We start from the raw sequence: 16032 nt of genomic DNA, 5'->3' as shown, positions 1-16032 counted from the left end.
TCGGTGTAGTCGATGATGGGGATGAAATCAGTTGTCTGTTTATTCGTTTTTTGTTTCATCGAAATAGATTCCCTCCCGTTCTTCTTCAATAGGGTCGTCAATGGAATCATAGACGATTCTCTTTTTCAAAAGGATCAGAAACATCACTTCAACATTCTTTTTCCCCGCATTGTCCTTGTATGCTGGCATGACCAGAAACAACCCCGCAAGAATGGTGAATAGGAAATACAAAAGTTGTAGTTTGGGATGTACCATTCCCATAAAGTTGTTGGATACCATAACCAAACATACGATGACCATCAAATCCCGTAAGGACAGGAATTTGACAAACCGCATGTCGCTTTCTATTTCACGGGGTACGATGTGGGAAAAGTTCCGGTTAATCCTTGTCATGATTTTTTCTCCGTTTCTTGTGTATCTCTGTTGATTCTGGCGGATGATCCACAACCTTGCTTTCCGGTTTAAGCGATGGGGTTTCACCAGAATTTTGTTTCTGCACATAGCCGTCTATCTTTTGTAGCCCCTGCAATGCAGTATTGCGCCCCACATCGTAAGCCTGACCAATCCTGTGACCGCTTGGCAGCTTGCTTTTGACCACATCTCCCAAAGTCGTGGTGTAGTCCCGGTTATCCTTTTTCTGTGATGGTTCTTTTGCCTGCGCAACATCCTGCTGAACAGGCTGATGTTTCTCTTGCTCTTTCTGTCCGTCTTTATGATTCTTAGAATCCATATCAGGAGTTGGGATATTTGGTTTTGCCTGTGTATCCTCTGATGATGCATTTATTTTCGGTTCGGATTGTCTGTCTGTTTGGGGTTTGTCTGGTATGGTTTCCCTTTGATTCTGTGCCTGCTGATTTTGTGCTCCTTTTTCCTTTACAGGTGTTTCCTGATCCTTGGTTGCTTGTTTGCCATCCTCTATGTTTTGACCGGACATTTTTCCTTTCTGTTCCGTTGTTTCCTGATGGGAAGCCTTCTTTGATTGTTTCTGACCAGCAAAATCATAGATTCCTTTCGCCGTACCAGCCGTATATCCCATAGCGGCAGTACCTGCTCCAGCTGCCTTTTTCGCAACGGAAGCAGCCCCTTTTGCGGCTCCCCATGCGGTTCTAGAAGCGTAATAGACGCTTGCCATCGTTTTGAATCCAGAGGATAAGCCTGCGTCAATCCCCAATATCTTTTGGATAATGTTCGGTGCGTCAATCATACCCCACGAAAATCCCAACAGACAGATTGCCTTGGACAGTCCCTCAAATGTATCGGATACCCATGCGACGCCAAAGACGTACACCCTTACCACAAGACACATACAGATTAAGACAAGGAACAGGGATAACAGCTCCAGCACACATTTTTTTAAACGCTGTCCGACCGTCAAATCAAGAGGTGCAACGAATAATAGGAATATCCCATTGAACCCTATTTCAAAGATAATTTTTCCGGTCTTAATCGCCGCAAAGAGCAGAGCCAAAAACATGGCGATCAGGGAAATATATATCGCCAGCCAGTCTATCTTGTATCGGTAATAGTAGGAGGACATAGCGTCCCATCCGAACAAGCCATCGCTTAATTTTGTAAGTTTTTCTGTACCGTCTGTATTAAAAGAAATCTGGTTGCTGAACACATCATCGTTTTTGCAGTCTTTTGGTTTCATCAATGTGGCGGGGTCTATCTTCTCAATCTTTTCTTCTGCGATATTGTTTTTCTGCTGCAATGCTTCTACCGAGAAGTCGTTTTCATCATAGTAGGATAAATCCTGCACACAGGATTTTAGAATCTGACTGCTGACCGAATTGGAACCCCAAAACGTCTGGATGCCCGTTGTTGTGATACCGGAAATCTGGGACAAAAAAGTAGGCAATCCCGTGATGATCAGGACAAAACACAGCAAGTTGACAGGAATCTGTGATTTCTTTTCGCTCTGGTTGAACATGAGGTTATATCCCAACACCACAATACCAATGAGCAGCAGGCTCCAGATAATCGGGCGGATAGTGGACATGAAGCCTGTGACTTCTGCGCTCTCAAAGAAATTGATATGGGACATTAAATCATTCACGATGGATTCTACGCCGCCGACAAGGGAAGCAAGCCCCCTAATAATCCACCAGCCTAATATCCGGATGATGTACAAAAAAGGATTGTTTGTGGTACTGAATAAATCATCATAGGTCGTTAAAGTTCCATATGCATCGATAGCCTTTGCACTCCTTTCATCGTTATTTTTAGGCATAAAAAACCGCCACTTGAGTAAGTGACGGTTTCTGGTGCTATTCTGTTTTTAGTGGATAAGCCATCCATAATCCTGTCGGCAATCAAGGACATAATCTACATATACTGTATTATCTTTAATTTGAAATACAATCATATACCGTTTTTCAAATAGCAAGTAATGATATACATTGCGTGGGATATATTCTTCCATCAACCAAGGGCATCTTTGCGGCATGGTGTCCAGCGAATTTGCTGCATTTTCAAACGATACAACCAGCCGTTCCGCAGCTTCCGCATTCACCTGCGCTAAAAACGCCGCATGGGATACCAGCATTTGTGTTGCTTGTTTGGATACAACCACTTTATATTTATTATCCACGGCCGGTTGCCTCCTGAATAGCATTTCTCATCATTGCGGCAACTTCGTCTACAGAATATCCTTCATTACCATGCAAACGATCTTCCTCTACTGCCAATAATTCTTCCCGGAGTTTTAGCATTTTTTCCCTGCGGTTGAAGGTTTCCATATCCATGACAACCAAATCTCCTTCACCATTTTTGGTCAGATAGACCGGTTCCGCAGTTTTTCTGCACAGTTCCGCTATTTCATTGTAGTTTTGCCGAATGGCGGCGGATGGACGTATATTCATAAGAAGTCCTCCTTTATAGCTTTATTCTAATTATATTATATACAAATTATACTATAAAATCAAGTGTATCTCTCATTTTATCAAAAATCTTTCGATTACCTGAAAATCCGTACTGGAGATATCCCCATTTTGATAAAGCTGTACCAGTAATTCATAAAAGGACTTTACCGTGTACTGGGATAAATCCAGGTCTATTTGATTGTTTGCAAGACAATTTTCAATTGACTGCAACTCGTTGGTGTTTAACACATCAGTGAGTTTGTTGGTTTTTGGTTTCCTATCTTGCAAAACCCTATCTTGTATAAACGCCAGCAGATATGTGACCTCATCTAGATTGATTGTTTCTGGCTGAATCCCTAACCTCACATAGTCCATATCCGCTTGTGGATTCCATTCTGGCAGGTAATCATAACGGTATCTCATCCGGTGTTCGCCGCTTGCAAAGATGGGCAAAGCAGATATTTTGTTGCTGTTTAAATCTTGTCGTTTCATGGTCGGAATTACCACCATTTCACCCTCCTGCAACCGTTCCAGCTGATTGGGGGAAAGCAGATCCTTCTCCTCATAGGTCTCGGTAAAGCTCTTGTTGATGGAAAACCTGTGTCCAGCCCGGTTCACGTTTTTGATGGTGTATTTTCCGAGTTTTTTGCTTACCATCTCCCGTGTGGATTCTGCGGGGGACATCAGATAAAACATGGTGGAGCAGTTATCGGCAATGATTTCCGCTGCGTCCTCTCCATACACTTTTTTGATCTGGTGATAGGACTGTGCATATAAATCCATACTGAATTTTGCGCCCAATCCAACTGACAGCATGACATCGAGGTTTTCCATGGCGGGGAAGTTAAATGCTTCGTCCGCTATGACCTTCACAGGACGGATACATTTCCCTTTATTCTGCATAGCAGCCTTATCCATCAAGACAAAATATGCCTGCGCCACAAAGATACTGGCGATGGCATGGAAGGTTGTCTTATGAAAAGGAACACGGAGAAAAACCGCCGTTGGTTTCTCCTGATCAAAGCCGATTTTTTCTAAATCAATGGTATTCTTGCTTGTCACCTTCGCTATCTTTTCATAGGTGAAAATGGACAATTTAGCGGCGCAGATAGACAGGATAGAAGCCCTTGTTTTGCCTTCAGAAAATTGTATGGTGGTGTATTTGAGTCTTGCCTTGTCGTTATACGGGCGGGACAGGAAGAATTCATCCAAAGCAGATTCTTTTCGTTGAGGGTTTTTGATGGATTCCAATGTGGAAATAAAGATAGTAACGGAATACATGTTGATCTTATTCCGTTCGCCTGATTGCAAACAATCTTCGATGTGCGTTAAGGCAACAGCGCAAAACAAATCAATCGGAGCGTTGACCCAAAACCGATCATGAGTATTGGGTTCTTCAAACAAAGAAAAAGCGGTTGCCCTGCATATTTCCTCTGCGGATGAAATATCGCCCCTTTCATAATACTGTGTCGCAATTTCCAATAAATTAAAATACATGCTGTAGTCAGTATCAATCAAATCCAGTATGTTGATTCTGTATCCCCGTTCTAACAGATGGGGAATACAGGCACGGGATAATTCCCCTTTGACATCAAAAACAATCATACTGGTTTGTTCCTCTGCACGGGACAGGATATCTATGGAGGGGATCACCAATAACTCCCCTTTACCGGAACGGGTAATCGCCACAATCAGATTGTTGGTGATACTGTCGTCAATATATAGCGTTTTACCATCCCGGTAGACCGGCAAGCCGCCACGTCCCGGAAACGTTTTTTCTTTCTCCGGTATCGCCTTGTATACCTGCTTCACTTCTGAAAACGTCAAAAACCTTGCATCTCCCTTTTGTCCGATGTTTAAGTCCTTGAAGTTGGTTTGGATTTTGTAATAGAAATACATCCCGATACAGCAGGACAACAAACACAGGGCAAGGTACAACAAACCGAAATGCTCAAAATCAAAAGAAAACAAGGAAAGCCACGAAAAAGAACCGGCAGCGATATGAGGAATATGGGTAAATAGCTGGATGATAACGTGGAACAGGATAAACGATAGTAGGGATATCCCAAGGCATATTCCAATGAGTATCTTCTTGTTTGTCAAAATTTCATTGGCGGACAAAAGCTGTTTTTTGTCCGCCAAAAATCGTTTCTTTAATTCTTTTCTATGTAATTTCATGGGTTTCACCTATGCTGGGAAATATGATTGGAGGGTGGACACAATGGCTGGCGCAAAGGTTACAACAAGGAAGCCAATCACGCCGAATAGAATTGCCGTCTTACCCCAACGTCTGCCGGATTCCCCAAACATCAAGGCGACACCGACAAGGACTAAAAGTACAAAGAATATATTCGGACCGAATTTGCGGAGCAAATCCCCAAGGTCATCAATTCCTGTTGTGATTTCTGTGGTATCCACGTTTCCTTCTTCCGCAAAAGCATGAATGGAACACATGGCTGCCATCATTAGGCTGCTGACAGCAGCGATACATTTCTTTGTCATTTTTTTCATATTAGTAAACTCCTATCCATGTAAAAATTCTAATATTTGATGTAACACGGACGCCCATTCCGATAAAAGGGCTGTTCTAGTAGCAGGATAAAGCAATGAAATGAATCCAATGGCGGATAATAGAAAGATAACAACTCCAATTGTTACCCGAAATAACCGGATGACAAGCCGGATACAAAACTTTGCCATGTTGCTTTGTTCCACAACAACCACCTTTTTATCATCAAGCCCATATTGTTTCTTGATTCTATCGTGGCGGTTTTTATCCTGCTGTACTTTGTATTGTAAGGTTGGTTTTAATTTCATCGCACTGAAATAGCGGAAGGGATACACCTGTGTCTAGCCGTTTTTCCAGATATCGTGGCTGAACAGCTGCATACCAGAAACAAATCTTTCCGCTTAAATACCTCTTTGAGATGGGTTTGGATATTGGAAACATCCCATAAGCTGGCATGATAGCATTTTCCTTTTCCCATACAATACGTTCTGGATGTAATATTCAATTTATGGTGTGGTTTTAGAACCGACCGGATATTTCTAGCAATCCTTGACTGGCTGATCCGATCGATGGCATTTTCATCATTGGTCACCAGTTGAAAAACCATATTATGATATGTCACCGTCACAACAGAAAACAAAATACGCATGGTATCACCTCCGAAATCGCTTTTTCTTTTTGGGTGGTTTGGACGTCTCTGTGATGGATATTTTCTTTCCTATGGATTCATACATAGGTTTATTGGCAGAACAGAAAGAAAAGATGTTTGGGATCCATTCGGAAAAATAGCTATCCTTTGATTTTTCCAGCATGAACTTTCTCAGATCATTCCGGATGGATTTACAGGTGAAATTAAAAATATATTGGATTTCCTTATCCTCCAATTGTCCAATGGATTTGTTGGTGCTGTCCATTTCCCAAGGCAGTGTGCCACACACGAGGATTTTCAAATCCTTTTCCAGATAGGGATAGATATTTTGTTCAGATAATACTCCAAAGTCATAGACATACACAGCATAGTTGAGAGATAGCACTTCCGATATCTGTGATAAATCATAGAAAAAATCCATGTTTTCAAACCGTATCTTTCCCAGTTTCCGATCTTGTTCTTGTACCTCATAGAGTGTGGGGATGGACTGGATATGGTCGCTTCCATTCGCTTCGATGTAGCAAGCTTTTATTCCAGCATATTGAAAGTATTTGACCAGCTGGATGGCCTGCATTGTTGTACCGATCCTTGTCTGCGCCCCGCAAACGCCAATGGTTTTGTACACTTTGGAGGAAACGGAATGTTCCGTTTCCTCCCTGTTGTCTGATATCCTGATTTTCTCCAGTTTATTCAGTTCCTCCACATTGTCTTTTCCAGACAGACAATCGGCCAATTGCCGTTCCATATCGCCAATCGTTTCGGCAATAACATACTTGCCAAAGCCATGATGGCGTAGTTCTTTTATTACTTTGCTGTCTTTGGAATAGCCACGTGCGAAAAAGATCCATTCTGCGGTGGATACCGCTTTGAGTTTTAGAAAGGTATCCACGATTTCTTCCGGTTCCTCCACAAAAAAATCCAGGTCAATGACGTAACATTCATAGTCTGACCGCAGCAATTGTTCCGGCAACGTTTGTATGGTCGTAACCCGGTTGGATAAATCCTCATATTCTTTGCAGACTTCCGAAAGGATGAATTTGCTGTCCGTGGAGCCGATCAAGGCGATCATCTTTCTTCCTCCTTCCGTTTCCTTCTTTTTAACAGAAACAAGATTCCTATGATAATGAGGGTAAGCAGGACAACGCCTACTGTCATCATGGTAAGGAGAAGCTTATCCTCTTCCACATATTCGGCAACCGCTTTTACGGTGTATTCAGTTTCCCCAGTAGGCACTTCTATTTCCACCGAGTAGGTAGCAGTAGCGTTATAGCCATTTATTTGTTCTGGTACGATAGTTTCATAGTTCGCTACATATCGTGCGGCATATTGGCTGCAATGAAAAATGGCGTTACGCACGGTAACGCCATTTTCTACAGTTGGTTCTCCGTCCCACGCTGCACGGTTGATCCGGTATGTATAAGGGGATAACCCCAAAGATTGCAGGATGGATTCCTCATAACCCATATATGGAACAGAACCATCCAGAGTATTCGGAATTTGTGTGTTCTCAAACTGATAATATAAACAATCTGTATCGCCGTAATATCTGCCTCGAATAGTGTATCCATCCCGCCACCTGGATTCTTCTTGAATTACATCAACTAAGGAAGCTTTGGCAATCAACTTATTGTCATTGTGACCATAAGTGATTTCTTTTGTCTTTGGGATATTCGGTCTTGTGGAGGAATAGCCGAAATCGGTGGAACTGGTGATGGTGATTCTTTCTCCTGTAGGAAAAGTAACAGGTTCATACCGGACGTCGGTGAGCTGTAACACCAGTTCCTTTCCATCCCTGTCCACTGTCATTTCCTGCTTTACCTCCTGGTTCCTGAGATGTTCAAAGTTCTGTTCCACCGTGATGATTTCCGGCTTTGTGACCTCTTTTTGAGATACCGTATCATAAGTGATATTGCTTAATTCATATGTTATCCCATTCTGTTCAATTTCTGATGCAAAGGGATAAGCATCATTTTTAGTAGTGGTTGTATAAATTTGTTCCTCCGTTACTTTTTCAGAAGCGGCTAAAACCACCGTTGACGTTATAAAAACGGAGAAAGCAAGTACCATACTAAAACCACACATAAACAGTTTTCGTTTCATTTATTTTCCTCTTTTCTTCTTTCTATAACCGAAAGAAATGAATATTGCAGCGCCTATGAATAACATGATGAAGAGATATATCATCAAATAGGAGTAATCACCAGTAGACGGCGTATGGTGTATCTGGTTGTTATCATTTGGCACGTTATCTGGATTTTCAAATTCCACTGTCCCTGTTTTGAGCTGGTTTGTCATCTGGCATTTTACCACTTCGCCATTTTCTTTAATTTCAAATGGGTATTTGTTTTCATCTATCAGGTATCCGTCCGGTGCGTCAAATTCCCGATAATAATACTTGCCATACCGGAGAGGAAAGCGGAATACACCATTTTCATCCGTCCGCCCCTGTACAACGACATTTCCATCTTCATCAAGGATTTCAACGCCTGTATTGGGAAGTGGTTTTCCAGTATTGATATCTGTTTTTGTGATTTCAATTTCACCTTTGATTGGATGATTAATAAAGCAGCCACTTCCAGCTTGGTTTTCGACAATTACCGTTTCTCCATCGGTTATGATTGTGAATGGATAGTAACCTTCATCCTGCAAAAAGCCTTCCAGGGCTTTTGTTTCATGTAGGAAATACCGTCCATATGACAATTCGGATAAACGGTAAACCCCTGTTTCTATTTTCTGTAGTGTTCCAGCTATCTGTGTATCAATCTCAGGATTGTATTCACCATTCCGATCAATATCTACCACTACTTCAAATTCCGCTCCCTCCAGTTTATGGTCTGGGTATTCCTCATCTACCTTTGTTACCTCTACCGCTCTACGGATAAGCTGATTCTCTATCGTGATTTCTATAGTTTGCTGGTCTGTACCAATGGAAACAGGATAGATCTGATCGGATAGAATAAACCCTTCCGGGCTTTCTATCTCTTTGATGAGATATTCCCCATATGGGATATTGGTAAATGCGAAATATCCGATTTCATTGGATACACCTGTGAGGATGGGTTCTTCTGGAGTTTGAGAAGAAAATAGACCAATGGTAGCGCCCTGTAATCCAAATCCATCCTCGTCTACCTTCCAGCCTTCCAGATTGCCACGGATCAGGTTATTTTCCATTGGGTTTCCTTCATTTAAAATGATTTCTACAGTAGGAATTTCCTGATCTTGATAGGAAAAAGTAAACTCGTATTCCGTGTCGTTGAGGATGTAGTGGTGATCAGTTGAGCGTTCTTTGACATAGTATTTGCCGAATGGCAGATCGGTTTGAAAAGAGAGGGAACCATCTTGATGAATACCAGCAATTTCAATCAGACAATCCTTTGGGAATGCAATGGAACCATCTACCGCTAGAATATCTTCTCTAGCAAATAAGCCGAATTTGACCTGTTTGTATTCATCGTTCATTCCAATATCAAATGTATCGTCTTGCTCCAAGGATTTTATGAGTTTTACTTCTACCTTTTGACGTTCGTTCTCAAGGTTTAAGGAAGTGGTAACAACGGAGACGGTTTGACCGCCGTAGGTAAGTGTAACCGGATATTCTGCTGCATCCAATACCATACCTTCTGGCGCTTGTTTTTCTTTGACGATATATTCTCCTAGATACAGTTCCTTCGATGTGGCTACACCACTATCTGTAGTGGTAACCGTATCGACAATATCACCTGCTTTTGCCCTGACTGTCCCGTCCGGAGTAACAATATCGGTTTTCGCTATGATATCAAATACGGCTCCAGATAAGTAGCCTGTTTCATAGATGGGCTGGTAGATGTCTCCGTATTCGCTTTCCGCTGAACTGCTTCCCGTTAGGAGTTCCCCTGTTTTCTCAATCGTGATTTTCCCTTTGGCTGCTACATCCTTCATTTCTATTGTGATGATATCCTGTGTTCCATCCACAGAAAAATCAACTAGCTCACTATTGAGAAGGTATCCTTCTGGGGCTTGCACCTCATAAAGCTGGTACTGTCCATATGTGAGCGGCTCCGGCAACATCAATTTCCCAGTATTGTCGGTGTAAAAGGTGTCAATATCCGTTGGGGTAGGGTAATTGACATGCTGCGTTATGTATCCTCCTGTGGACATATCTTTGATTTTAAATCCTGTGCCGGATAGAGGGATGATCTTTCCTGTTTCAGCGTCCTTTTTTACAATTTCTATCTGGCTTTTGTAAACCGGATTGGACAGGATAAAGGAATACACCTTTCCGTTTTCATTGACAAACGCATCAAAATCGGGGACAAATTCATGTCCCTCTAAGCCAGCAATTTGATGGACAGTATATACGCCATACGGCAATACAGTAGACACTGCGTAACCATATTCATCCGTTGTCAGCAAGTCCCGTTCGGTAGGTTTGGCGGTTTCATAGCTTCCGGCAGATTTCAGATAGATCTAAAATTGCGCCCCTTCTTCTGGTGTATCTATTTGACCGCTGCTTCCATCTATATGCTTTGCGATTGCGATCTGCCCTAAAATGACATCTTCATTTACTATCATGGGGATACTGTTATTTTCCAACGTATATTTTTCCGCTTCCGCTCCGACAGGGTAGGAATTGTAGTCCAACAGATATCCTTCACTTGGTGTAATTTCTTGGATGTAATAATCATCCCCACAAGGATAATACTTTGTTACAAATTGTCCTCCGCCGGAAGTGGTATAGGTATCCAGTAGTTCATTACCTTTGTATAGCCCATAGACAGCTCCGTCTAAAGAAGCGTCTCCTTGTGCTGAATAGCTCCGTTGTGGAATATTATGGGCTGAATCCTGTTTCTGCAATTCCACGCAGAATTTCTTTAAAACATTGCGGAATGTCACCGTAGCGGTTTGACCGCCATACACGGTTATTTTTTGGATTTCCGGTTCTACATATTTATCTGGCGTGATTTCTGTTATTGTGTATTCTCCGGATGGTAGATTCTCTGCCAAAACCGTTCCATCTTCTCCCGTAGTGACGGTTTTATCAACTCCATTTCCAGTAATACGGAAGTCAATACCGTTTACCATGCCATCTTCTGACTGTTTGATGATATCCAGATTGCCAGCAGAGATTTTCAGTTTCATCGTTGCGGTAACAGGGTCTGCGCCACGATTGTAGTTAGCTGTTACCACATGCTGTACGCCTGCTGGACCAATCCAATAGTCCACCACACATGCTCTTGAATCGTTTGGTACATTCTTTTTTGCCTGTATCATGACTGGTTCAGACAGGTTGGAATTGGTGTGGACAGATAGCACATTCCCCGATGGTGAAAAGGTGATACCATCGTAAGAGAAGTTAAAATCCTGCAACACTCCATTGGTGTCGGTCAGGGTAGTGGAATATCCTCCGTTTGTATTGTCGTAGCTCAATTCGTGTGTCGGTGCGTTTAAGGCGATGGTACCGCAAAAACTGGGGACAGTTTTATATGTGTAGACTTTATGTTTCAGTTCATTGTAGTAATTTTGGGCTTCTGGGATAGTATCGAAAAATACATCGTTGATTTTCTGTTCCCATTCGGTGTTGACGGTGCCGTACTCAATCTGCCAGATGAGGGCTTGCGTGGCGAAATAGTAGCTTGGATTCTCGATACCTGTCTTTCCAAAATCAAACCCCAACATGAGTACATAGTTGATCATCAATCTTATCTCCGCCGGTAGATCGTCATAGGTGCTTTGCGCTGTGAAGCGGTCTCCTGTATGGACGCTGATGCCGATCTGGATACAATAGGCGCTGTATGGCTGCCCACCGTTCATGAGCCGCATTTCTGCCCATTTGGTTCCATTGTCTGTACTGGCTTTCCCTGCAAATGGGGCAGGGAAGCTGTCGTCAAATTTGTATCCTGCGTTTTCCCGGTTATACATCCGCATCACGGCAGAATCTCCGGCTTCCCTTGGCGTTGCCGCAAATACAGGCTGTGCAATACCTAATGCCAGGCAGATGGTGAGGATTATCGCCATCATCCTTTGAAAAATACGCTTTTGTTTCATTGTAACTTCCTCCTAAAAAATGAAATATGGTTGTGTTTGAATGGACGAAAATTTTCTTTATACCATGAGATACCATCTCCTTTGCAATAAAAAAAGCGCATCAAGTAACATACTCAATACGCTTTAGAATATATATATATATGAAAAAGTACGATACCAATTGGCATCGTACTTTTTTGTCACTATCTTGCTAAGAAATAAAAATTAAGCTTGCTTTAAAGATTTATAGGTTCCTCAAATCAATTTTCTTTCTTAACTTTTATTTTTAAAAACTTGTCATGGTTGTCTCCTTTTTAATCCCTTAATATATTAGCTCCAATAATTCAAGATTTACATAATTTAATTAATTTAGGAATAAATGTTATTGCACATACTCCTAAAATAGTTATTATAATTACAACCTTGATGTAAAAAAAGGATTTTTGTTCTATTGTTGCATCGTAAAGAATTATTTCTTCTCCATCTGGATTTATCTTTACTAATTGATTTTTATCAACAAACAACATGCGATCCAAAATTTTTGAAGAATTTTGAAGTCGATAGGTTACTCCATTTACTACCTGAGTTTCTCGTGTCAAATACTCATAGTAATATTGATCAGTCTCGTCATCATTAGTCAATAAATATACCATATCAATTAGTTTCCCTTGTAAGTCTATTTCAACCATAATTGTAGTTATACCAAAGATTAAAACTAAATTGTTTTTCTTCCAATCAAGTTTAACATCTGTGTTAGTGTCAATATAAATGATACATTGAAATTCACCATTTTGATTATAAACTGAAATAGCATTCGGGTCACCAAGGCTGCTAATTGCTATCCATCCATTTTCTGAAACAGCAAACCAATCAGGGATTGGTTTTTTTTCTGGTTTTTCAGTTGAAATGTGGAGATCTAAATTATTCCATATTTTATCTTGATTTTTTTGACTGATTTCTGACGTTTTTAAATTACTTTGAAAAGCAAATGCTGTCGATGGAAATATAAATAATAAACCCAACAACAAAATAAAACAAGAGATTATTCGATTCATATTACCATTCCTCTATCATTGTATAGTACTTATCTAACTCTTCGTAAATGTTAAATAAATATTGTGTATCTGATTCTGACCACATTACATGTGCTTCACTCGAAAGAGTTGGAGGATAACTTATACCTACATTTGTGCTTTCTCCTAAAAAGGTGTTACCCTCTCTATCAACTTGGATAGTCCCATCCATACCAATCGTAATAGGAATTGGTGGTTCTGCAGGAATAGGTACCGTTGCCGATCCCCCTAATAAATAAGATTCTTCTATTTCATGTCTTATATCTGGAACATTAGAAGACGAACTATAAAATCCAGCTGATACAGATCTAGCTGATCTTTGGTTAGAAAAACCTCCAGAAACTCCTTTTTGATAACCTATACGTCCTTGAGAATCCATCACTAGCCCTGCTGTTACATTTCCAATAAAAGGACCAATTGCACCTGATATAGATCCTCCAAAAGATTTTGTCCAACTTTGTTTTTTAGCAACGGATTTTATTGCATTTACTATTGGTCTAGCAATGTATTTTGTAACTACCTTCATTAAGAATTTGAAGCACGATTGTCCATTAGTGTCAGTATTATTAATAGGATTATTTTTGCAATACGAATATGTGTTATGAGAATCAATTGCTCCCGTATTACCAGCAATAGTATCGCAATTAATAAATCTTTTTACTAATGGGTCATAATATCTATTTTGCAGATAATACAGTCCGCTCTCGGTATCATAGTAATAACCACGATAACGGAATGGATTTAACTGCCCAATCGTATCCGCTAATGAACCTGTGGTAGATGCTGGATAAAAAGAGTACTATCATACAATAGTACTCTTTTCAATCTCACTCAATATATAGGTGTTGTTTTCAACCATTCTAATAAGTTGGCATATCCTTCTTCAAATTCCAATAAACATTCACCATTTACTGATATAGAAACAATAGGTATTGCATATCCATCATAAAAATATTCTGGTGCAGCTATAAAAGTAACTTCGTCTCCCATATTTACTTTTTCGTCTATATTTTGCTCATGGAGAATTTGAAAGTTTTCACCAACAACTTTGAAATTGTAATATTCGAAATGATAATTCATATTCGATGGATAAATTACATTTGAAAATCCGTAATATAGAATATCTTTTCCATCACTATACGCAATATGGGATATGGTACCTGTGGCTGTTATATAATTGTCTTTTTGTGAATAATAGTCTTTCATTTTTCTTGCTGTACAAGAAGTAAAGAATACAATCGTACATAACAAAGTTATTACCAAGATCATCCTTTTCAAGGCGAGAACTCTGTTCTTCATTTTTTCATCACTCCTATTCAATAAACATCCACACAAATGCTCCTATTTTTTCACTTGCCACTAAATAATCAAATCCTGTATCAATATCGCTCTTTAAATGCTCTCTAGATTCTACCCCGCCATAAATATCAGCAGTAATTTCCCACGGTTTGCTATAATAATCTCCGCTTCCCTATTTTTGCCAAGACGGTATACCAATGCATAAAGCATAATTAATAACGCCCATTTGTTTTAACTGTCGAGTATGCCCATATTCATGACGGACAAGATCTTTAGGGTGTGGGTCTTTCTTGGCGGATCGCGATATAAACATAGCTCCGAATGATCCTGATCGTTCCATATTAGTTCTAATGACTGGCACTCCTTTATAGGATGAAAAATAATTTGATTCTAAAACCTTTTTTTCACTCTTATTATTTTTATCATAATTCTTAATATCCTCAATGACATCCTTGACAAATTTCTTAATAGGCTTAATGATTTTATCATTCACCCAATTAACGATACCAGTAACCCATTTTGGCCAATTACCATTTGAATCACTCATATTAATTGGATTATTAAGACAATAAGAATACAAATTATGACTGTTGATATCTCCGACTACGCCTGCAATTTCATCTGCATTAATAAACCGTTTTACAACTGGATCGTAATATCTACTTTGCAGATAATACAGTCCACTCTCGGTGTCATAGTAATAGCTGCGGAAACGGAATGGATTTAACTGACCTATCGTATCCGCCATTGAGCCTGTAATGGAAATTGGATTTCCCCAACTATCATAAGTATAGTTTACTACTATATTTCCATTGCTGTCAAGAATGCTTAAAATTAGAAAAAAGTACGATACCAATTGGCATCGTACTTTTTTGTCAAATATTTAGTATATCTACTTTTTTAAATAACGGCAGGCTTGATCCATATCAAATATAGATTGTTATTTTCAATCATAGCAATCGTACTTGTGCTTCGCCAGATAAAATATCATTCTTATGAACAAATGTAAATGTTATCATCGCTTGCTCCGAAAACGAATTATACATTCTTCTATAACATATTTACCATTCATAAGTAAAGAATCCTTCCGTCCAATTGTCTTCATCCAATCGATATTCATCAATATTAAAATCATCTGGATGATCGATAAATTTAGGGTGTTTTTTAAATTTTTCTAAAGCCTGTTCCGCTTTTTCTCTGGTAGAATATACCGCAATATCTGTTACGATATCATAGCCATCTTCATCTTCATAAAAATGTGTTAATTCGAAAATTGACTTCATAGCGTCTTCCCCCTATATAAAATCAAAATCATCAAAATCCACTTCGTATTCTTCAATCACAAAATCATCCGGATAATCTCTAAACCCCTCAATTGTTTTATATTTTTCTATCGTTTTTTCTGCCTTTTCTCTAGTAGAATAATATCCTATTCTTGCTGAACTATAAATCCATTTTTGTTCTTTATTATCATACTCTACTTTTCGTTTATGATTTAATTGATATACAAACATGATATTCCTCCTATTTTAACCCTAAAGTTCTATGCGCCCATTTTTTTATTTTACTATATTCTGAGTCTGCCCCTTTTCTATAGTTTCCTTTACCATATTTTTCAGATAAAATTCTATTTGTAAA

General features: G+C 39.8%; 18 protein-coding genes and 1 pseudogene. All 19 read right to left on the bottom strand.

Annotated elements, in window-relative coordinates; all coding sequences use genetic code 11:
• Positions 1-39 precede the first annotated feature (39 nt).
• Positions 40-393 (bottom strand): DUF5592 family protein, encoded by a 354-nt coding sequence (locus H8Z77_RS05745; RefSeq protein ID WP_186996451.1) that lies wholly within the window; start codon positions 391-393, stop codon positions 40-42.
• Positions 380-2230: a pLS20_p028 family conjugation system transmembrane protein gene (locus H8Z77_RS05740; RefSeq protein WP_186996450.1), complete on the bottom strand. Its 1851-nt coding sequence runs from the start codon at positions 2228-2230 to the stop codon at positions 380-382. Before H8Z77_RS05740 ends, H8Z77_RS05745 begins: the two co-directional genes overlap by 14 nt.
• A gap of 48 nt (positions 2231-2278) precedes the next feature.
• Positions 2279-2614, bottom strand: a complete 336-nt coding sequence (locus H8Z77_RS05735; RefSeq protein WP_186996449.1) for a type II toxin-antitoxin system RelE/ParE family toxin — start codon at positions 2612-2614, stop codon at positions 2279-2281.
• Positions 2583-2861, bottom strand: a complete 279-nt coding sequence (locus H8Z77_RS05730) for a type II toxin-antitoxin system Phd/YefM family antitoxin (protein ID WP_186996448.1) — start codon at positions 2859-2861, stop codon at positions 2583-2585. The genes H8Z77_RS05735 and H8Z77_RS05730 overlap by 32 nt, the downstream gene beginning before the upstream one ends.
• A gap of 72 nt (positions 2862-2933) precedes the next feature.
• A complete protein-coding gene (locus tag H8Z77_RS05725) occupies positions 2934-5039 on the bottom strand; it encodes a VirD4-like conjugal transfer protein, CD1115 family (protein WP_186996447.1) in 2106 nt (701 codons plus the stop codon).
• A gap of 9 nt (positions 5040-5048) precedes the next feature.
• Positions 5049-5372 (bottom strand): TrbC/VirB2 family protein, encoded by a 324-nt coding sequence (locus H8Z77_RS05720; protein WP_186996446.1) that lies wholly within the window; start codon positions 5370-5372, stop codon positions 5049-5051.
• A 12-nt stretch (positions 5373-5384) separates the two neighbouring features.
• Positions 5385-5576, bottom strand: a complete 192-nt coding sequence (locus H8Z77_RS05715; RefSeq protein ID WP_186996445.1) for a hypothetical protein — start codon at positions 5574-5576, stop codon at positions 5385-5387.
• A gap of 98 nt (positions 5577-5674) precedes the next feature.
• The gene (locus H8Z77_RS05710; RefSeq protein ID WP_186996444.1) at positions 5675-6019 is read right to left on the bottom strand and encodes a hypothetical protein; all 345 of its coding nucleotides are present in this window, start codon (positions 6017-6019) and stop codon (positions 5675-5677) included.
• Between the two features lie 4 nt (positions 6020-6023).
• Positions 6024-7088 (bottom strand): hypothetical protein, encoded by a 1065-nt coding sequence (locus tag H8Z77_RS05705; RefSeq protein ID WP_186996443.1) that lies wholly within the window; start codon positions 7086-7088, stop codon positions 6024-6026.
• On the bottom strand, positions 7085-8119 hold the full coding sequence (locus tag H8Z77_RS05700; RefSeq protein WP_186996442.1) for a hypothetical protein: 1035 nt from the start codon (positions 8117-8119) through the stop codon (positions 7085-7087). The genes H8Z77_RS05705 and H8Z77_RS05700 overlap by 4 nt, the downstream gene beginning before the upstream one ends.
• Complete coding sequence (locus H8Z77_RS05695) at positions 8120-10411, bottom strand: SpaA isopeptide-forming pilin-related protein (RefSeq protein WP_186996441.1); 2292 nt, start codon at positions 10409-10411, stop codon at positions 8120-8122. It abuts the gene before it with no gap.
• A 54-nt stretch (positions 10412-10465) separates the two neighbouring features.
• Complete coding sequence (locus H8Z77_RS05690; RefSeq protein WP_186996440.1) at positions 10466-12043, bottom strand: SpaA isopeptide-forming pilin-related protein; 1578 nt, start codon at positions 12041-12043, stop codon at positions 10466-10468.
• 323 nt (positions 12044-12366) lie between these two features.
• Entirely contained in the window at positions 12367-13077 is a 711-nt protein-coding gene (locus tag H8Z77_RS05685) for a hypothetical protein (protein WP_186996439.1), read from the bottom strand.
• Between the two features lies 1 nt (position 13078).
• Positions 13079-13621: a hypothetical protein gene (locus H8Z77_RS05680; protein ID WP_286165470.1), complete on the bottom strand. Its 543-nt coding sequence runs from the start codon at positions 13619-13621 to the stop codon at positions 13079-13081.
• Positions 13622-13651: 30 nt separating this feature from the next.
• A pseudogene (locus H8Z77_RS11605) lies at positions 13652-13849 on the bottom strand (RHS repeat-associated core domain-containing protein); the annotation flags it as partial.
• Positions 13850-13926: 77 nt separating this feature from the next.
• Entirely contained in the window at positions 13927-14394 is a 468-nt protein-coding gene (locus tag H8Z77_RS05675; RefSeq protein WP_186996438.1) for a hypothetical protein, read from the bottom strand.
• Positions 14395-14566: 172 nt separating this feature from the next.
• Positions 14567-15250 carry an RHS repeat domain-containing protein gene (locus H8Z77_RS05670; protein WP_286165469.1) on the bottom strand — a complete coding sequence of 228 codons (684 nt, stop codon included), beginning with the start codon at positions 15248-15250 and terminating at the stop codon, positions 14567-14569.
• 205 nt (positions 15251-15455) lie between these two features.
• Positions 15456-15677, bottom strand: coding sequence for a DUF7336 domain-containing protein (locus H8Z77_RS05665; RefSeq protein ID WP_186996436.1), 222 nt, complete (start codon positions 15675-15677; stop codon positions 15456-15458).
• 12 nt (positions 15678-15689) lie between these two features.
• Positions 15690-15908: a DUF7336 domain-containing protein gene (locus H8Z77_RS05660; protein WP_186997146.1), complete on the bottom strand. Its 219-nt coding sequence runs from the start codon at positions 15906-15908 to the stop codon at positions 15690-15692.
• Between the last annotated feature and the right edge of the window lie 124 nt (positions 15909-16032).

It is taken from the genome of Clostridium facile, assembly GCF_014297275.1.
GTDB lineage: Bacteria > Bacillota > Clostridia > Oscillospirales > Ruminococcaceae > Massilioclostridium > Massilioclostridium facile.
Note: the sequence above shows the minus strand (reverse complement) of the source record. Positions and strands in the feature narration are given on the sequence as shown.